Source organism: Limnobacter sp. (assembly GCF_036405155.1).
Classification (GTDB): Bacteria; Pseudomonadota; Gammaproteobacteria; order Burkholderiales; family Burkholderiaceae_B; genus Limnobacter.
Genome location: NZ_DASWYD010000006.1, coordinates 527705 through 544734 on the forward strand (window position 1 = coordinate 527705; position 17030 = coordinate 544734).

The window sequence follows — 17030 nt, forward strand, 5'->3', positions numbered from 1 at the left end:
GTGTGGGCATTGCCCCGTTCAGCGCTCAATCAAAATACGCAACATGCGGCGCAGTGGTTCGGCTGCACCCCACAACAGTTGATCACCCACCGTGAATGCGCTGAGGTAGTCGCCACCCATGGACATTTTCCGCAGACGGCCCACAGGCACATGCATGCGGCCAGTAACGGCTGCTGGTGTCAGGTCTTTCATGGAGGCTTCACGCTGATTGGGCACCACGCGCACCCAGTCGTTGGCTTTGGCCAGCATGTCGTTGATTTCGTCCAGCGGCACGTCCTTTTTCAGCTTGATGGTCAAGGCCTGAGAATGGCAGCGCATGGCACCAATGCGAACACACAAGCCATCCACGGGGATGGAGCCTGGCTGGCCAGCCACCTTGCCCAGAATCTTGTTGGTTTCGGCAGCACCTTTCCACTCTTCTTTGGATTGACCATTGCCCAAATCCTTGTCAATCCAGGGAATCAGGCTGCCACCCAAAGGTACGCCAAAGTTGGCGGTGGGGTATTCGGGCGAATTGATGTGTGCAGCCACTTGACGGTCAATTTCCAGAATGGCCGAGGCCGGGTCGGCCAACAAACCGCTCACCTGGTTGTGGATGCTGCCCATTTGGGCAATCAGTTCGCGCATATTTTGAGCGCCAGCACCCGAAGCCGCCTGATAGGTCATGGAGGTCAACCACTCCACCAGGTTGTTCTGGAACAGACCGCCCAAGGCCATCAGCATGAGAGACACCGTACAGTTGCCGCCCACGTAATTCTTGACGCCCTTGGTCAAACCGTCCTTGATGACGTTCATGTTGACCGGGTCCAGAATAATGATGGCATCGTCTTTCATGCGCAGGCTGGAAGCCGCGTCAATCCAGTAGCCATTCCAGCCAGCTTCGCGCAACTTTGGAAACACATCGTTGGTGTAGTCGCCACCCTGGCAGGTCAACACCACGTCCATCTGTTTCAAGGCGTCAATGCTGTTGGCGTCCTGCAATGGGCCCGCACCACCGGCAAAAGCCGGGGCCTTTCCACCCGCATTGGACGTCGAAAAGAAAACGGGCTCAAAATGAGCAAAGTCGTTTTCCTCTTGCATGCGCTGCATGAGCACGGAGCCCACCATGCCACGCCAGCCTACCAAACCCACTTTCAACATGATTACTCCAGGTCTTGATCTTGAATACGTTTACTGCCGGGCCAGGGCGGCGACAATGGCATCGCCCATACCGCTGGTGCCGGTGCGTTGCTTGCCGTCGCGCCAAATGTCGCCCGTGCGCGGGCCACTGGCCAGCACGGTTTGCACCGCCTTCTCGATACGGGAAGCATACTCTTCCAGTCCAAAGGTGTAACGCAGCATCATGGCTGCGGACAATACAGTGGCCATGGGGTTGGCGAGGTCTTTGCCGGCAATGTCGGGGGCTGAGCCATGAATCGGCTCATACAAACCGAAATTCGATTCATTCAAAGAGGCCGACGGCAACATGCCGATGGAACCGGTCAACATTGAGGCTTCATCTGACAAAATATCGCCGAACAGGTTACCCGTCACAATGACGTCAAACTGTTTGGGGTTTTTCAGCAACTGCATGGCGCAGTTGTCCACGTACATGTGGCTTAACTCCACATCGGCATATTCTTTGCCAACCTCCGTCACCACATCGCGCCAAAACTGCGTGGTTTCCAGCACGTTGGCTTTGTCCACCGAGCAGAGCTTGCCACTGCGTTTGCGCGCCGCCTGAAAGGCCACATGCGCAATCCGGCGGATTTCGGTTTCCGCATAGCGCATGGTGTCGAACGCTTCGCGCTCACCCTTGAAGGGACCATCTTCGGCAATGCGGTGGCCGCGTGGCGTGCCGAAATAAATATCGCCTGTCAATTCGCGAACAATCAGAATGTCCAAGCCAGCCACAACCTCAGGCCGCAAGGTGGATGCGTCGGCAAGCTCTGAATACACCATGGCTGGGCGGAAATTGGCAAACAAATTCAACGCCTTGCGAATGCCCAAAATGGCCTGCTCCGGGCGAAGGTGACGCGGCAAGGTGTCCAGTGAAAAGTCGCCCACGGCGCCGAACAGCACCGCATCAGAGGCCTTGGCCAGTTCAACCGTGCTCTCGGGCAATGGAACGCCCGTGGCGCGGTAAGCGGCGCCGCCAATCAGCGCATGCTCAAACTCGACCTTCAGGCCGTCGGTTTTCAGGGCCTCCAGCACCTTGACGGCTTGGGCAGTGATCTCGGGGCCAATGCCATCTCCGGGCATCACGGCAATTTTCAGGGTCATTCTAAAACTCGATTTAATATTTTATAAGCAATCACTTACAGCGACAAATGAAGGTGATATGTCAATTAAATGGTGTTGGCCAACCAAGGTTGTTCGGCCAAGCGGCGTGCCTCATAGGCCTTGATCTCGTCTTTGTGCTCCAAGGTAAGACCAATGTCATCCAGGCCATTCATCAAGCAGTGCTTGCGGAAAGGGTCCACCTGAAAGCCGAAGCTGTGTTCACCAATGCTGACAGTCTGGTTTTCCAGGCTGACAGTGATTTGAACACCGGGCTGTCGCGCAATCGTAGCGAATATCACCGCCATCTCTTCTTCTTTTAAAACAATGGGTAACAACCCGTTTTTAAAACAATTGTTGAAGAAGATATCGGCATAACTGGCCGACACAATCGCCTTGAAACCATACTGCTGCAAGGCCCACGGAGCGTGCTCACGGGAGGAGCCACAGCCAAAGTTGGGCCCTGCGACCAGCACGGTGCCCCCTTGGAATGCAGGCTGGTTCAGTTCAAAGTCAGGGTTCAAGGGCCGCTTGGAGCAATCCATGCCCGGCTGGCCCTCATCCAGATAGCGCCAGCCGTCGAACAGGTGCTCACCAAAGCCGGTGCGCTTGATCGACTTGAGGAACTGCTTTGGGATGATGGCATCGGTGTCTACGTTGGCGCGGTTCAGCGCCACTGCGACACCGGTGTGGGTGACAAATTTATCCATGACCAATCCGGTAATGTGCGGTAGTGTGCGTTCAGCGGCTCAAATTACTTGCTCTTGTCGGCAGCGCGCTCAATGGCTGCGCCGCCCTGTTTGATGTCTTTGCCCATGCCTTCAACGGTATTGCAGGCGGACAGACCCAAACCAGCAATGGAGAGCAGAATGATGGCAATCTTTTTCATGGCAGTTCTCCTTAGAATGAACGTGAATCGGTGAAATGACCGGCAATGGCTGCAGCAGCTGCCATGGCTGGACTCACCAGGTGGGTACGTCCGCCAGCACCCTGGCGGCCTTCAAAATTGCGGTTGCTGGTGGAGGCACAGCGCTCGCCAGCGCCCAAACGGTCGGCGTTCATGGCCAAACACATGGAACACCCGGGCTCACGCCACTCAAAACCAGCCGCCACGAAAATTTTATCCAAACCTTCCTGTTCAGCTTGAGCCTTCACCAAACCGGAACCAGGAACGACCATGGCCAGCTTGACGTTGGCCGCCTTTTTGCGCCCCTTGATCACCGAGGCTGCCTCGCGCAAGTCTTCAATGCGTGAATTGGTGCAAGAACCAATGAAAACCTTGTCGATGGCAATGTCTTCAATTTTTTGATTCGCACTCAACCCCATGTATTGCAAGGCGCGTTCAATGCTCTGGCGGCGAACCGGATCCTTCTCAGCGGCGGGATCAGGTACTGCACCCTGAACACTGGTGACCATTTCTGGCGATGTGCCCCAAGTCACCTGCGGCAGAATGTCCTCCGCGCGAAGCTCCACCACGGCATCGAACTGGGCACCCGCATCCGAATGCAAGGTATTCCAGTAGGCAACGGCTTTGTCCCAATCGGCTCCGGTGGGGCTGTAGGGTCGGCCCTTCACGTAATCAATGGTTTTGTCGTCCACAGCCACCATGCCAGAGCGTGCGCCGCCTTCAATGGCCATGTTGCACAGGGTCATGCGGCCTTCAACAGACAAGCCACGGATGGCGGAACCGCCAAACTCGATGGCGTAGCCTGTGCCGCCAGCCGTACCAATTTTGCCAATCACCGCGAGAATGATGTCTTTGGCAGACACACCCTGACCCAGCTGACCCTCAACACGCACCAGCATATTCTTGGCTTTTTTCATGATCAGGCACTGGGTGGCCATGACATGCTCCACCTCAGACGTGCCGATACCAAATGCCAAGGCACCAATGGCGCCATGTGTGGAGGTGTGAGAGTCGCCACACACCACAGTCATGCCGGGCAGCGTGGCCCCTTGCTCAGGCCCAATCACGTGAACAATGCCCTGCCGCTGGTCTTTGATGTCAAAGTAGGCCAGCTTGTGGGCTCGCGCATTTTTATCCAGGGTTTCCACCTGCAGCCGAGACGTTTCGTCTTCAATGCCTTTGGACCGGTCTGTGGTGGGCACATTGTGGTCAACCACCGCCAGGTTGGCACTGTTGCGCCACAGCGCGCGCCCAGCGAGCTGCAGGCCTTCGAAGGCCTGTGGGCTGGTCACTTCATGCAGAAGGTGACGGTCAATGTAGATGAGGGAGGTGCCGTCCGATTCGGTGCGGACAACATGACTTTCCCACAATTTGTCGTAAAGGGTCTTTGCCATGAGAGGGCCTTGCTTCAGCCAGGTTACAGGTCAGGAACAGCCCTTTATTATGCCACAGCCCTGCACTGCACAAAACGGGTACAAGCCTCAGGCAAACACCGATGCAACATGCTTGGCAGGGATTTACCCACGGCGCTTGGCCGCCTCGTACAGGGGCTCTACCCGGCGAGAATAATCCTCAAGGTCGCGCATGCGGTTGGCCGGTGCCGGGTGCGTGGACAACAATTCTGGGGGTGCACCACCACCTGCACTGCCCATCTTTTCCCACAAGGTGATGGCTGCGCGTGGGTCATAGCCTGCCCGTGCGGCCAATTCCACGCCCATGCGGTCGGCTTCAGTCTCGTGCTCGCGGCTGTATGGCAGGGAAATGGTGACATCGGACACCATGCCCACCAAGTCTTTGCCCACAGCCCCCAAGCCCAAACCGATGGAAATCAAGTCAACACCCAGACCGGTTGCCATTTTCTGGGACACCCGCTCACGGGCATGCTCACGCAGCGCATGCGAAATTTCATGCCCCATGACCGCAGCCAACTCATCATCCGTGAGTTTGAGTTTGTCGATCAGACCGGTATACACCGCTATTTTTCCACCGGCCATGCACCAGGCATTCAACTGGTCCGACGTGATCACATTGACTTCCCACTTCCAGCCTGGGGCATCGGTGCGAAATGCTGCGGTTTGGGGAATCAGCCTGCGCGCAATGTTTCGCACGCGCTCCACCTGCTGGGTATTCACATTCAGCTTGCCGGCGGTGCGTGCCTTGTTCAACTCGGCTGCGTAGGCCTTCACCGAGCTGGTTTCCATGTCCTGTGCAGACACCATGGACACAAACTGCGGTCGGTCAATGCCCACAGCACCCGCCGACGTGGTGTGGGTGCTGGCACAACCGGACAGACCCAACGATGCACCGGCAACCATTAGGGAGCCAGCCCACAGCATTCTGCGACCATGAATCGGGAATAAACCTAACATGCAGTCCTCGCTTGAAATCAATGCGCATCCATGCGCGTTATTGTAAGACGGCTTCCTGACGCCGGAGTTTCAGCCCATACAACAGGGCAATCAGGCCTGCGCCACTGGCGGCCCAAAATGCCAACGACGGACTGCCCCATTTCCACAGGCTTCTGCCCACGAAAGTGCCCGCCGAACCGCCCAACCCGTAGGCAATCGTGGCATACATGGCCTGCCCTCGAACCACCAGCCGGCCTGGCAAATGGGCACGCAACCAGGCAATGGTCGCCGTGTGGTGGGCGGCAAAGGTCAGCGCGTGAAGCCCCTGCGCAAACACCATCATCCACGGCCAGTCGGGAAACAGTGCCGTCAAGGCAAAACGAACAGAGCAGGCAGCGTAGCCCACACACAACCAGGTGGACAGCGGCAGTCGATCAAAAAACCGGGTTTGAAATGCAAAAAATGCCACCTCGCACAACACGCCAAACGCCCACAACCAGCCGATGGTCAGTTCGGTGTACGCATGCTCCAGCAGGTACAGCGAAAAATAGGCGTAAAACACACCATGGGCCAAAATCATGAAGAACGAGGCCAACCACAGGGTTGGCAAGGGCTTGGGCAACAGCAACTGGCGAAAGCCGGTGCCAATCGCGTCACCATTCAAACTGCTGGGCGTGGACCCTGTGAGCGAACTGGACAGAGGCTCAGGCCTCACGGGCGAAAACCGCAGGGCTGCGCCAAAGGCAACCAGCAGACTGATGCTCGCCAAATAGGGATAAGACGCATACCCCCAGACATTGGCAACCCACCCAAACAGCAATACAGCAACCACAAAACCCAGAGAACCGAACAGGCGGATTTTTCCATATTGGCCACTGTCACCCCGACAGCTTTCCATGCAGTGGGTGTCGGACATGGGCACCAAACCCGAAATATTGAGATTGAGCAGCAAAATGAGACACACCAGGGCCGTGGCGTTTTGCTGGTTGAGAAACACCAACACCGAAAACACAAAACCACCCAGGGCGCCCGCCCGTATCCAGCGAACCCGGTTGGCTGTGTGGTCCGATAACCAGCCCCATGCAAATGGCCCGACGATGCGCATCAGCTGCATCATGCCCAGTGACAGGGCAATCACGTCCAGGCTGTGGCCCAGGGTTTTGAGATAGGGCCCTAGAAAAGGCGAATACAGCCCCACGAAACCAAAATAGGCAGCATAAAACAATGCCAGCCAGGCATGTTGGGACTTCAAACCACGCACGTTACTGATTGCGTGAGCGATCGGCAGGGATGCGCGGGGTGTCTACCTGCACATCACCGCACTGGGCGCGGTGCAGCAACACATGGTCCATGATCACCAAGGCCAGCATGGCCTCCGCAATCGGTGTGGCGCGAATGCCCACACAGGGATCATGCCGCCCGTAGGTTTCGACGTCGATGGAATGGCCCGCTTTGTCGATTGATTTGCGGGGCAAACGGATGCTGGAAGTGGGCTTGATGGCCATGCGCACTTCGATGTCCTGGCCGGTGGAAATGCCACCCAATACACCACCGGCGTGGTTTGAACCAAAACCATCTGGGTGCAGTTCATCACCATGCTCGGAGCCTTTCTGGGTGATACAACCAAAACCCGCACCAATTTCAACACCCTTGACGGCGTTGATGCCCATCATGGCATGGGCAATGTCCGCATCCAACTTGTCGTAGAGCGGTGAGCCCAAGCCCACTGGTACGCCGGTGGCTTGCACACGCAGGCCTGCACCACAGGAGTCCCCGGATTTCCGCAGGGCGTCCATATAGGCTTCCAGCTCGGCAACCTTGCTGGCATTGGGTGCAAAAAACGGATTGTTGTGCACTTCGTCCCAGGACTCAAAGGGAATGTCCACATCGCCGATTTGCGTCATGCAACCGCGAATGTCGATGCCGTGATTCAATTTCAACCATTTTTTGGCAACTGCACCGGCTGCCACCATGGGCGCAGTCATGCGTGCCGATGAACGGCCACCGCCGCGGTAATCGCGAATGCCGTATTTGTGCCAGTAGGTGTAGTCGGCATGGCCCGGACGAAAGGTGTCCATGATGTTGCCATAGTCTTTGCTGCGCTGGTCCTGATTGCGGATCAACAACCCGATCGGCGCACCGGTGGTCAAGCCTTCAAACACGCCGGAGAGAATTTCGACCTGATCGGCTTCTTGCCGCTGGGTAACGTGACGGGAGGTGCCGGGCTTACGCCGGTCCAGGTCGGCCTGCAAATCGGCCTCGGTCAGTGGCAAACCCGGGGGGCAACCGTCCACCACGCAACCAATGGCCGGCCCATGGCTTTCTCCAAAGTTGCTGACCACGAAAAGACGACCCAGGCTGCTTCCGGACATGATTGTTATGCGCGAACCAAAACCGCCATTTTATCGGAATATTCAGACCAGGGCTGAATCCCAGGCCCGAAGCAGCTTGTTGGCCAGGGCATGGCCACTTAAAAATGCATCTTCAACCCGCGCGCCTGCCAACCAGTCACCGCAAGCACCCAGGTATTGGGAGGCGTCCAGGTAATACAGTTCATTGCAGGGGTTGGTGGGCAAGGAATACAGCCACCGGTGAGCTGTCATTTGCAAAGGCTCCACAAACTGCCCTGTTACATTGCAAAACACATCCAGCAACAGTCGAAGCGCTTCATCGGGCGCAATGTCCTGGTGAACGGAAGACCAGTCTGCAGTGGCTTGCAGAACCCACCGCTCGCCCGCTGCCCTGCCCGGTTTTGCCGAGTCTCTGCAAATCCAGCCCAATGGGCTGTCCACCACGAAAGCACCGTCGTAGTCCATCTTCAGCGGGCTCTGCAGACTGAGCATGACCGTCCACGTCACGGTGGACTTCACTTGGGCCGCTTTCAGGGCCAACATCGGGTGTGATTCCTCAAACAGATCACGGGTTTGCTCGGCCGGAATGGCACACACCACCGCATCAAAACCCTGGTCGACACGCACCGTTCCATCGGCCAGGTGAACAGTGAGTTTGTATTGCTCGCCCTGCCGCATCACGCCCACCACACGGGCCTGCGTGTACAGGTTCAGGCCCTGTGACAACCACCGCCCCAGACTGGCCATGCCGGGTGTGCCAACCCAACGGCGTGCCCCAGGCGCATGGTCTTGAACCACGCCATAGCTGAGGTCGACCACGCGACCAGTCCACAGTGCGACGGCACCATCGGCTTGCGCCTGTTCAATCAATTGCTGAAATTGGGGATTAGACACCTGAAAATATTGGGCGCCGTGGTCAAAGCCCAGTGGTACTTCTGCATCGCGATTGAGCCAGCGTGTGGGCATGCGACCACCGGGGCCACGGCTCTTTTCGTACAGAGTGACGTTGCACCCCTGCTGGACCAATTCACGGGCACAGGCCAAACCTGAAATGCCTGCGCCGACGATGGCAACTCGCTTGTTCAACATAGTCAGTTGCTGTTCTCTTCGATCGGCCAATCGCGAATGTAACCCTTGAGCATTTTGTTCTCAAAGCCCTGCTCTTCCAGCACTGCCTTGGCCACATCGTGGAAGGAGATCACACCGCACAGCGTGTTGCCATCCATGACAGGCAGGTAGCGCTGGTGGTTTTCCAGCATGAGTTTTCTCAGGGCATCCACTTCCATGTCCAAGGTAGCCACGGTGGGCGATGTATTCATCACCTCGTTTACCACGATTTCGGCCACGGGTGGTGTGGGGCCGGTCCGGTGCTCTTTCTGACGCTTGGCCAGCACCCGAATGACCTCTCGGAAGGTCACAATGCCCGCCAACCGACCTTTGTCCATCACCACCAGCGAACCCACATCATGGTCAGCCATGGTCACCACGCAATCAGACAGTGATGTTTCAGGCGACACGGTAAACAGGGTATTGCCTTTCACGCGCAGCACTTCTTTGACTTTCATCACCACTCTCCTTGCAGTTTGTTCTAAGGTTTTGTTCCATCCTACCGCATCTGCCCGATCTTTCAAGTGTGAATGTCAGACTTCTGAAATTGACAACTCAACAATTTTCGAGCGAAGCGATACACTACCGTCTACAACAAACCAATACGGAGACAAGACCAATGCCCAAGACTGGCAACCGCTTTCAGAGTTTTTCGGATTTTTACCCCTTTTATTTGGCCGAGCACAGCAACCTGACCTGTCGGCGATTGCATTTTGTGGGTTCCAGCATTGCGCTGTATTGCTTGATCCGTTTTGGAATGTCGGGCAATCCAGCCTGGTTTTTCGGTGGACTGATTCAGGGCTACGCGTTTGCGTGGGTCGGTCATTTCTTTTTCGAGAAAAACAAACCCGCAACCTTCAAATATCCCTTGTGGAGTTTCATGGGGGACTGGGTGATGTACAAGGACATTCTGACTCGAAAGATTCCTTTCTGAGCCACGCAAGGAAGGCAGATCGTCTTTCCTTGCCCAGTCTGTTTCGCTCAGTCTTTTTTATCGAAGGGGTTCGCAGAGCTGCGGAATTCAACCCGCAGCGGCGTGCCTGTCAAATTGAAACGCTCGCGTATGCGGGTTTCCAGAAAGCGCTTGTAGCTGTCGGGAATACCATCCAGCGCCGTACCGTGAATAACCACAATCGGCGGGTTTTGACCACCTTGGTGCGCATAACGCATTTTGGGGCGGAAAATGCCTTTTCGGGGTGGCTGTTGGTGTTCAACGCATTCCTGAATGAGGCGCGTCAGCTTGGGCGTGGGCAACTTGGCAAACGCCGCTGCATGGGCCTCATCCACAGAGCGCATCATGGCGCCAATGCCAAAGGCCTTGGTTGCAGACACAAAATGCAGCTTGGCATACCCCAAAAACGCCAGCTTCCGGTTGACCTCGGTTTTCACGCGGTCCTTCCGGTATTCATCCAGGCTGTCCCACTTGTTCACAGCCAGCACAAGCGAACGCCCTGCTTCCACAATGAAACCCGCGATCGACGCATCTTGATCGGAAATGTCTTGCTGGGCATCCAGCATCAGGATGACCACGTTGGCGTCTTCAATCGCCTGCAGCGTTTTGATCACCGAAAACTTTTCAACCGATTCGAACACCTTGCCCCGCTTTCTCAAACCAGCGGTGTCAATCAGGGTGTAGGGTTTATCGCCCCGCTCAAAATCAATGTAAATGCTGTCCCTTGTGGTGCCCGGCATGTCGAATGCAATCACACGCTCTTCGCCCAGCAAGGTATTGACCATGGTGGACTTGCCCACGTTGGGACGCCCAGCAATCGCCACCTTGATGCGTTTGCCGCCCTCTTCATCTTCCGGAAGCTGCGGCAAACGTTCACAGGCCATGTCCATCAGCTGGCGCACACCATCGCCATGGCTGGCGGAGATGGTCTCGGGCTCACCCAGCCCCAGCTCATAAAAATCGGCGGCGGCCACCGCGTGTGTGTAGCCTTCCGTTTTGTTGACGACGAGAATCACTTCCCGTTTGGATTTGCGCAGTTCGTCGGCAATCACGTGGTCGTGCGCCGTGATGCCTGAGCGCCCGTCCACAATGAACAACACCACATCAGACTCAAGAATGGCCTGACGACTTTGTTTGGCCATTTCGGCATAAATGCCATCTTTGGCCACAGGCTCCAGGCCACCGGTATCGACCACCAGGTAATCGCGAGGGCCAATTCGGCCTACACCATAGTGGCGGTCGCGCGTCAGCCCTGGCTGGTTGGCCACCAGCGCATCACGCGTGCGCGTGAGACGGTTAAAGAGGGTGGACTTGCCCACGTTGGGGCGCCCCACCAGGGCAATGACTGGTTTCATGGTTTCACTTACTGAACACTGAGCAAGGCCAGCTTGCCCTTTCTGGATTGAACAACCAACTCGCCACTGTCACCGGGCTGCGGATTGCTTGAAAATGCGGATGAACCCACCTGTGTACGGGCAATCGTTTTGCCGGTGTCACGGTCGATAAAGTGCACATACCCTTCGTAGTCGCCAATCGCCACGGCACGACCAACAGCCAACGGCGCTGTCGGCTGGCGGCGCTGGAAGTTGGCCACACGCCAAACCTGCTTGCCGCCAGAGCGGGAAAAGGCAAACAAATCGCCCAGTTCATTGGACGCAATCACATAACGGTCATCGACCGACGCACCGTTCGGGGAAGAAAACTCAGTGGACCAAATACTCCGGCCATTCACTGCATCCAGGCAACCCACGCGCCCCTGGAAGGACGCGGCGCACACTTCACGGAAGTTATAAACCGGGGAACCGGTTACGTCGGTGATGCGCTCAATTTCCGTGGTGCCAGACGGCGAAGCCAACACACCCTCCCACACCTGTGCACCGTTGTTCAGGTCTACACCCAACAGACGACCACCCGGGAAACCGGCATACACCCGTGCATTGTTGACATCCACGGTCGAATTGATTCGCAGGGTCAACGGGGGCAACTGGCGCGTAAACGCCCAACGCAGCGCGCCATTGTCGCTGGCGTAGTTGTTGACCGAGAAATCGATACCACGAATCAGAATGCTGTTGATGGTGCCCACCGGAACGCTGATGGAGTCCACGGCCAATGGCACTTTCCATTTGGGCTTGCCTTGACCATCGAGCGCAACCAACTGGTTGTTGGCATCTACCACCGCAACGGTGTCCGCGGTTACGCCCACACCAGACTTCAACTTGGAATCCAGTTTGACCGACCAGCGAACTTTGCCGCTGGCCTTGTCAACCGCATACACCTTACCCTCTTGCGATGCTGCATACACTGTGCTGCCGTAGACCACCGGCGTGAAATAGCCTTTTTCAGAATCGCCCACATCCACGGACCATCGGGTATTCACCGCCAGTTCGGGCTTGAATTGGGCCAATTCGGCGGGACGCACTTTGGACGAAGAAAACGGATTGATGGCATTGACCATGGAGGACATGGTTGAACACCCCCCCAGAACCAGAGACACCATGGCCACACAACCATATTTCATGACCTGCTTCATTGGGCTTTGTCTCCTGTCTTGGGCAGCGCTGCCAGTTTGCGTTCTATCACGGGTTTCCAGGGGCTGTCGGCTTGAATGGTTTTCAAGGCCTCGTCGTATTCAGCTTTGGCCTTCGCGGCATCACCACGCGCCAGCGCAATATCGCCCTTGCGGTCATGAAACAGCCCCTCAAAGCCTGGATAACTCTTTTCGAGGAGTGCCGCTGCTTTGTCGTATTGCTTGTCATCCAGCAACAGACCGCTCAGCATCAAGCTGGCTGTGGCTGTGAACTCATCTTGCCGGGCGTGTTCCACAGCCCACTCCAACTGAGTTTTGGCCTCGTTCGACTGGCCCTTGGCATACAAAGCCCGCGCCACCAGCAACGCACCGCGCTGAGCATACGGTGACCGGCTGTGGTCTGCACTCAGGGTGTTTTGAATTTGACTGGCCAAGGCCAAATCACCGTCCGCAAGCGCCTTTTCAAGCTTTTCGTAGGGGGCAACGGCCGCAGCCGACTCACGCGCCTGCCACCATTTCCAGCCGTTGTTGGCCGCAAAGCTGCCAAACACCAAAATCAACACAGTCAGAATGAAATTGCCGTACTTGTTCCAAAACGCCTTGAAATTGGCAATTTGTTCTTCTTCTTCGAGTGTGTAGCGGCTCACTGCGCGTCTCCTTCTCCGTACAGCAGACCGAAAATCGACTCGGCCAGTGTGTCTTGACTGAATTCCATTTGCTCTCCCTCACCCCGCAGCAACTTGACGGCTGCGGTGCCTTTGTTGAGTTCGTTTTCACCCAAAATGACCGCCACGGAAGCACCGCTGACATCAGCCCGCTTCATTTGGGACTTAAAGCCACCAGAACCGGCATGAAGCACCACCGCGAAGCCTGCATCCCGCAGCTCCTCCGCCAGCGTAAACGCCCGGCGGGCTGTGCCTTCACCTTGGTGAACCACATACACATCCAAATCAGCCGCATCATCGGGCTGGGCGCTTTCCAGGTACAGCTCCAGCAAACGCTCCAGGCCAATCGCAAAACCAATGGCCGGTGTGGGTTTGCCACCCAGAATTTCGATCAGGCCATCATAACGCCCGCCGCCACAGATGGTGCCTTGGGAGCCCAGGGCATCAGTAATCCACTCGAACACGGTGAGGTTGTAGTAATCCAGCCCACGAACCAGGCGAGGGTTTTCAACGTAAGGCACGCCCGCATCATCCAGCAAACGCTTAACGCCCTTGTAATGCGCCAGCGAAGCCTCTCCCAAATACTGGGACAACTTGGGGGCAGCATTGACCATGTCCTGCATGGTCGGGTTTTTGGTGTCCAGAATGCGCAACGGGTTGCTGTACAGGCGCCGCTGGGCGTCCTCATCCAGCAATGCCTTGTGTTGCTCAAAATAGGCAATCAGGGCTTCCCGGTGGGCCAAGCGTTCAGCGGCTTCACCCAGGCAATTGATTTCCAGGCGGACACCATCAAGCCCCATGTCGCGCCACAGGCGCGACAACATCACAATCAACTCGGCATCAATGTCCGGGCCTTCAAAGCCCAAAGCCTCAACGTCCAATTGATGGAACTGCCGATAGCGGCCGCGTTGAGGACGCTCATGCCGAAACACGGGACCCATGGCATACACACGCTGGGGTGCGGCATACGTCAAGTTGTGTTGAATGGTGGCGCGTGCAATGCCCGCCGTAAATTCAGGCCGAAGGGTCAGTTCATCGCCGTTCAAGCGGTCGATAAAGCTGAACATTTCTTTTTCAACAATGTCTGTGACTTCACCAATGCCTCGGCGAAACAGCGCTGTGGGCTCCAACACCGGGGTTTTGATCAGGCGGTAGCCATAGGCCGTCAGCCATTCACGCAGCAAGGTTTCCAGATTTTCCCAATGAATGCCTTCCACGGGCAGAACATCGTTCATGCCCTTGACGGACTGCAGTTTGACTGGTTTTTTGGCTTTGCCGGATGGATCCTGTGACTCAGACTGGCTCATGGACGCGATTGGAAATTGATTCAACCCGGTATTGTCGCTCATTCCTGAGGGCCTTGATGGGAGACACCGTACCTTTGCTCAACATAACGTTGAACAATTTGCTGGAACTCTTGCGCAATGTTGTCGCCTTTCAGGGTGACAGACCGCTGTCCATCCAGAAAAACGGGGGCTGAAGGTGCCTCGCCCGTGCCCGGCAACGAAATACCAATGTCCGCATGCTTGCTTTCACCGGGGCCATTGACCACGCAACCCATGACGGCCACCTTCATGCTCTCCACACCCACATACTGGTTTTTCCAGATCGGCATCTGGTTGCGAAGATAGGTCTGGATTTGGTCTGCCAGCTCTTGAAACACCGTGCTGGTGGTGCGTCCACAACCTGGGCATGCAATCACTTGCGGCGTGAAGGCGCGCAAGCCCAGGGACTGAAGGATTTCCTGGGCCACCAACACCTCCTTGGTGCGATCTCCACCAGGCTCGGGCGTGAGCGATACCCGGATGGTGTCGCCAATACCCTCCTGAAGCAAAACAGACATGGCAGCGGTGGACGCCACAATCCCCTTGGTGCCCATACCGGCCTCGGTCAACCCCAGGTGCAACGGAAATTCACTGCGCTGGGACAAGCTGCGGTAAACCGCAATCAAGTCTTGAACCTGGCTGACTTTGCAGGACAGCACGATGCGATTGGCGGGCAAACCCAGCTCAACGGCTTTGTGCGCGCTGGACAGGGCCGACTCAATCAGCGCCTCGTACATGAGTTGCTCAGGTGGCCATGGCTCAGGCCGCTGACCGTTTTCATCCATCATCCGGGCCAGCAGGCTTTGGTCCAAACTCCCCCAGTTGACCCCGATGCGGACAGGCTTGTCATATTGAATGGCCATCGCAATCATGGCTGCAAAATTGTCATCGCGCGAACGGCTTGAGCCCACATTGCCGGGGTTGATGCGATATTTGGACAAAGCTTTTGCGCAGTCTGGGTATTTTTGCAGCAGCAAATGCCCGTTGTAATGAAAGTCGCCCACGATGGGAACCGGGATGCGCATTTTGTCGAGCTGCTCGCGAATGTAGGACACAGCCTGTGCGGCGGCATCGTTGTTCACGGTAATGCGCACCACTTCGGAGCCAGCAAGGTAGAGCTCTTTGATTTGCAGCGCCGTGTTCAAGGCATCGGCCGTGTCTGTGTTGGTCATGGACTGAACCACCACAGGCGCACCGCCACCAACCTTGACAACATGGTCTTTCCAGCGCACCTCGACTTGGTGCGTTGCACGGCGTTTCAAAGGAGTATTGGCAATCACGGCGACACCCGGAACATGAACTATGGCCTTGTTGATGAAAACACGGGGCAATCGATCCGCTGAGCGTTTGAATACAGGGCCTTGAAAATCAAAGACCGTCCCGGGGAAAGGACGGTCTGCTGGACCTCGAACCGATGCCGAATTACTGAACCGTCAAACGCGCGACCTCTCCGCGAATGGAAGGCCCCAAGTCAACGTACTGACCGTTGTTGAACACCCGGACCGCCTTGGCATTGCCCACAATCAGCTTGAACGGACCTTTGCCTTTCACATCCAGGGAGGATCCGCCGGCATTCAATTGGGAGATCAGCACCTGATCATCGGCATCACGCACGGTGACCCAACTCTGCTCTGAAAAATTGAAGCGCAAGGTGGAATCCGGACCCGAAGCAGCAGGTTTGGCTGCTGCTGGCGCAACTGCTGCAGCCGGTGCTGCTTGCACGGCAGCTTGCGTGGGTGCAGTTGGGGCGGCAGCCGGTGGAACAGGGTTGGCTGCAGGGTTGGCTGTGGGGCTGGTTGCAGCCAGTGGCTGTGCTGGTGCTGGTGCCGAGGCTGGTGCAGGCGCAGAAGGTTGCTGCAAAGCCGGGAATACAGCCGTGGCCGAGGGCTCTGCAGTTGCAATTTGACCGGCAGCCGCCGCCGCAGGCTCCGCTGGAGCGGGCACAGGCACTGATGGTGCGGCTTGCTCTGCCGCTGGCGTTGAGGGCTCGGCTGTTTCAACCGCCTCTTTGGGCTTGCCCGACAAAAACACGGGCAGGTAGAAAACTGCCATCAGGACCAAAGCGCCCAACACAAGACCATAGCCCAATGACTTGCCCGGCTTGCGGTCAAAGCTCAAGCTGGACAAACGGCGTGAAGTGCTGGGCATGCGGGCCTCGGACACATCACCTCGGCTGGTGTGCTCACTGATCACGGGTGCTGCACGGACAGGGGCGGCGCCTTCAGACAAACCGTAAGCGAGGATGACCGGTGTGGGGTCCATCTTGAGCACTTTGCAATAGCTCTTGATAAAAGCCTTCGCAAAGGTTTCAGGCGGCAGCTTGGCCGTATCGCCACTTTCAATGGCCTGAAGTTGACGTTCATTGATTTTGGTCTGCGCACTGATGTCGGACAAGGTCATGCCAGCTCGCTCACGAGCGGAGCGCAGCATGGCGCCAGGGTTTTGTCCAGGCTCAAGCAGGGTCAAATTGGGTTGCTTGTCGGTGTTCACAGCAGGCTCCGGCTTGGAACCCGAGGAGGCTGTCAGGTCGCTGTTGCTCATCGCACGGTTTTCATTCATTTGGGGTTTCCGGTTGCCACACCACGGCAT

Annotated in this window: 17 protein-coding genes; 1 reads left to right on the plus strand and 16 read right to left on the minus strand. The window is 56.7% G+C overall.

Annotated features, from left to right (window positions below):
• Positions 1 to 18: 18 nt before the first annotated feature.
• The 10 genes from asd to VGE55_RS08815 all read right to left on the minus strand — a co-directional run bounded on the left by asd (position 19) and on the right by VGE55_RS08815 (position 9430).
• Positions 19 to 1137: an aspartate-semialdehyde dehydrogenase gene (gene asd / locus VGE55_RS08770; protein WP_331131646.1), complete on the minus strand. Its 1119-nt coding sequence runs from the start codon at positions 1135 to 1137 to the stop codon at positions 19 to 21.
• Between the two features lie 33 nt (positions 1138 to 1170).
• A complete protein-coding gene (leuB, locus tag VGE55_RS08775; RefSeq protein ID WP_331131647.1) occupies positions 1171 to 2256 on the minus strand; it encodes a 3-isopropylmalate dehydrogenase in 1086 nt (361 codons plus the stop codon).
• 71 nt (positions 2257 to 2327) lie between these two features.
• On the minus strand, positions 2328 to 2969 hold the full coding sequence (gene leuD / locus VGE55_RS08780; RefSeq protein ID WP_331131324.1) for a 3-isopropylmalate dehydratase small subunit: 642 nt from the start codon (positions 2967 to 2969) through the stop codon (positions 2328 to 2330).
• A 44-nt stretch (positions 2970 to 3013) separates the two neighbouring features.
• Positions 3014 to 3148, minus strand: a complete 135-nt coding sequence (locus tag VGE55_RS08785; RefSeq protein WP_331131325.1) for an entericidin A/B family lipoprotein — start codon at positions 3146 to 3148, stop codon at positions 3014 to 3016.
• Between the two features lie 11 nt (positions 3149 to 3159).
• Positions 3160 to 4560: a 3-isopropylmalate dehydratase large subunit gene (gene leuC / locus VGE55_RS08790; protein WP_331131326.1), complete on the minus strand. Its 1401-nt coding sequence runs from the start codon at positions 4558 to 4560 to the stop codon at positions 3160 to 3162.
• A gap of 123 nt (positions 4561 to 4683) precedes the next feature.
• A complete protein-coding gene (locus VGE55_RS08795) occupies positions 4684 to 5535 on the minus strand; it encodes a M48 family metallopeptidase (protein ID WP_331131327.1) in 852 nt (283 codons plus the stop codon).
• Between the two features lie 37 nt (positions 5536 to 5572).
• Positions 5573 to 6775 carry an MFS transporter gene (locus tag VGE55_RS08800; protein WP_331131328.1) on the minus strand — a complete coding sequence of 401 codons (1203 nt, stop codon included), beginning with the start codon at positions 6773 to 6775 and terminating at the stop codon, positions 5573 to 5575.
• Position 6776: 1 nt separating this feature from the next.
• Positions 6777 to 7886, minus strand: a complete 1110-nt coding sequence (aroC, locus tag VGE55_RS08805) for a chorismate synthase (protein ID WP_331131329.1) — start codon at positions 7884 to 7886, stop codon at positions 6777 to 6779.
• A gap of 42 nt (positions 7887 to 7928) precedes the next feature.
• Positions 7929 to 8954: an NAD(P)/FAD-dependent oxidoreductase gene (locus VGE55_RS08810; RefSeq protein WP_331131330.1), complete on the minus strand. Its 1026-nt coding sequence runs from the start codon at positions 8952 to 8954 to the stop codon at positions 7929 to 7931.
• A gap of 2 nt (positions 8955 to 8956) precedes the next feature.
• A complete protein-coding gene (locus tag VGE55_RS08815) occupies positions 8957 to 9430 on the minus strand; it encodes a CBS domain-containing protein (RefSeq protein ID WP_331131331.1) in 474 nt (157 codons plus the stop codon).
• Between the two features lie 161 nt (positions 9431 to 9591).
• Between VGE55_RS08815 and VGE55_RS08820 the strand changes: the two genes are divergently transcribed.
• The gene (locus VGE55_RS08820; RefSeq protein WP_331131332.1) at positions 9592 to 9906 is read left to right on the plus strand and encodes a DUF962 domain-containing protein; all 315 of its coding nucleotides are present in this window, start codon (positions 9592 to 9594) and stop codon (positions 9904 to 9906) included.
• Between the two features lie 47 nt (positions 9907 to 9953).
• Here the strand turns inward: VGE55_RS08820 and der are convergent, their stop codons facing one another.
• The 6 genes from der to VGE55_RS08850 all read right to left on the minus strand — a co-directional run bounded on the left by der (position 9954) and on the right by VGE55_RS08850 (position 17000).
• The gene (der, locus tag VGE55_RS08825; protein WP_331131333.1) at positions 9954 to 11279 is read right to left on the minus strand and encodes a ribosome biogenesis GTPase Der; all 1326 of its coding nucleotides are present in this window, start codon (positions 11277 to 11279) and stop codon (positions 9954 to 9956) included.
• Positions 11280 to 11287: 8 nt separating this feature from the next.
• A complete protein-coding gene (gene bamB, locus VGE55_RS08830; protein WP_331131334.1) occupies positions 11288 to 12454 on the minus strand; it encodes an outer membrane protein assembly factor BamB in 1167 nt (388 codons plus the stop codon).
• Positions 12451 to 13098, minus strand: coding sequence for a YfgM family protein (locus VGE55_RS08835; RefSeq protein ID WP_331131335.1), 648 nt, complete (start codon positions 13096 to 13098; stop codon positions 12451 to 12453). Before VGE55_RS08835 ends, bamB begins: the two co-directional genes overlap by 4 nt.
• Positions 13095 to 14423, minus strand: a complete 1329-nt coding sequence (hisS, locus tag VGE55_RS08840; RefSeq protein ID WP_331131648.1) for a histidine--tRNA ligase — start codon at positions 14421 to 14423, stop codon at positions 13095 to 13097. Before hisS ends, VGE55_RS08835 begins: the two co-directional genes overlap by 4 nt.
• A gap of 38 nt (positions 14424 to 14461) precedes the next feature.
• Positions 14462 to 15721, minus strand: a complete 1260-nt coding sequence (ispG, locus tag VGE55_RS08845) for a flavodoxin-dependent (E)-4-hydroxy-3-methylbut-2-enyl-diphosphate synthase (protein ID WP_331131336.1) — start codon at positions 15719 to 15721, stop codon at positions 14462 to 14464.
• Between the two features lie 142 nt (positions 15722 to 15863).
• On the minus strand, positions 15864 to 17000 hold the full coding sequence (locus VGE55_RS08850) for a helix-turn-helix domain-containing protein (RefSeq protein ID WP_331131337.1): 1137 nt from the start codon (positions 16998 to 17000) through the stop codon (positions 15864 to 15866).
• Between the last annotated feature and the right edge of the window lie 30 nt (positions 17001 to 17030).

Coding starts and splice junctions, on each gene's coding strand:
- leuD (WP_331131324.1), bottom strand. CDS start 2,969: ATGGATAAATTTGTCACCCACACCGGTGTCGCAGTGGCGCTGAACCGC.
- VGE55_RS08785 (WP_331131325.1), bottom strand. CDS start 3,148: ATGAAAAAGATTGCCATCATTCTGCTCTCCATTGCTGGTTTGGGTCTG.
- leuC (WP_331131326.1), bottom strand. CDS start 4,560: ATGGCAAAGACCCTTTACGACAAATTGTGGGAAAGTCATGTTGTCCGC.
- VGE55_RS08795 (WP_331131327.1), bottom strand. CDS start 5,535: ATGTTAGGTTTATTCCCGATTCATGGTCGCAGAATGCTGTGGGCTGGC.
- aroC (WP_331131329.1), bottom strand. CDS start 7,886: ATGTCCGGAAGCAGCCTGGGTCGTCTTTTCGTGGTCAGCAACTTTGGA.
- VGE55_RS08810 (WP_331131330.1), bottom strand. CDS start 8,954: ATGTTGAACAAGCGAGTTGCCATCGTCGGCGCAGGCATTTCAGGTTTG.
- VGE55_RS08815 (WP_331131331.1), bottom strand. CDS start 9,430: ATGAAAGTCAAAGAAGTGCTGCGCGTGAAAGGCAATACCCTGTTTACC.
- VGE55_RS08820 (WP_331131332.1), top strand. CDS start 9,592: ATGCCCAAGACTGGCAACCGCTTTCAGAGTTTTTCGGATTTTTACCCC.
- der (WP_331131333.1), bottom strand. CDS start 11,279: ATGAAACCAGTCATTGCCCTGGTGGGGCGCCCCAACGTGGGCAAGTCC.
- bamB (WP_331131334.1), bottom strand. CDS start 12,454: ATGAAGCAGGTCATGAAATATGGTTGTGTGGCCATGGTGTCTCTGGTT.
- hisS (WP_331131648.1), bottom strand. CDS start 14,423: ATGAGCCAGTCTGAGTCACAGGATCCATCCGGCAAAGCCAAAAAACCA.
- VGE55_RS08850 (WP_331131337.1), bottom strand. CDS start 17,000: ATGAATGAAAACCGTGCGATGAGCAACAGCGACCTGACAGCCTCCTCG.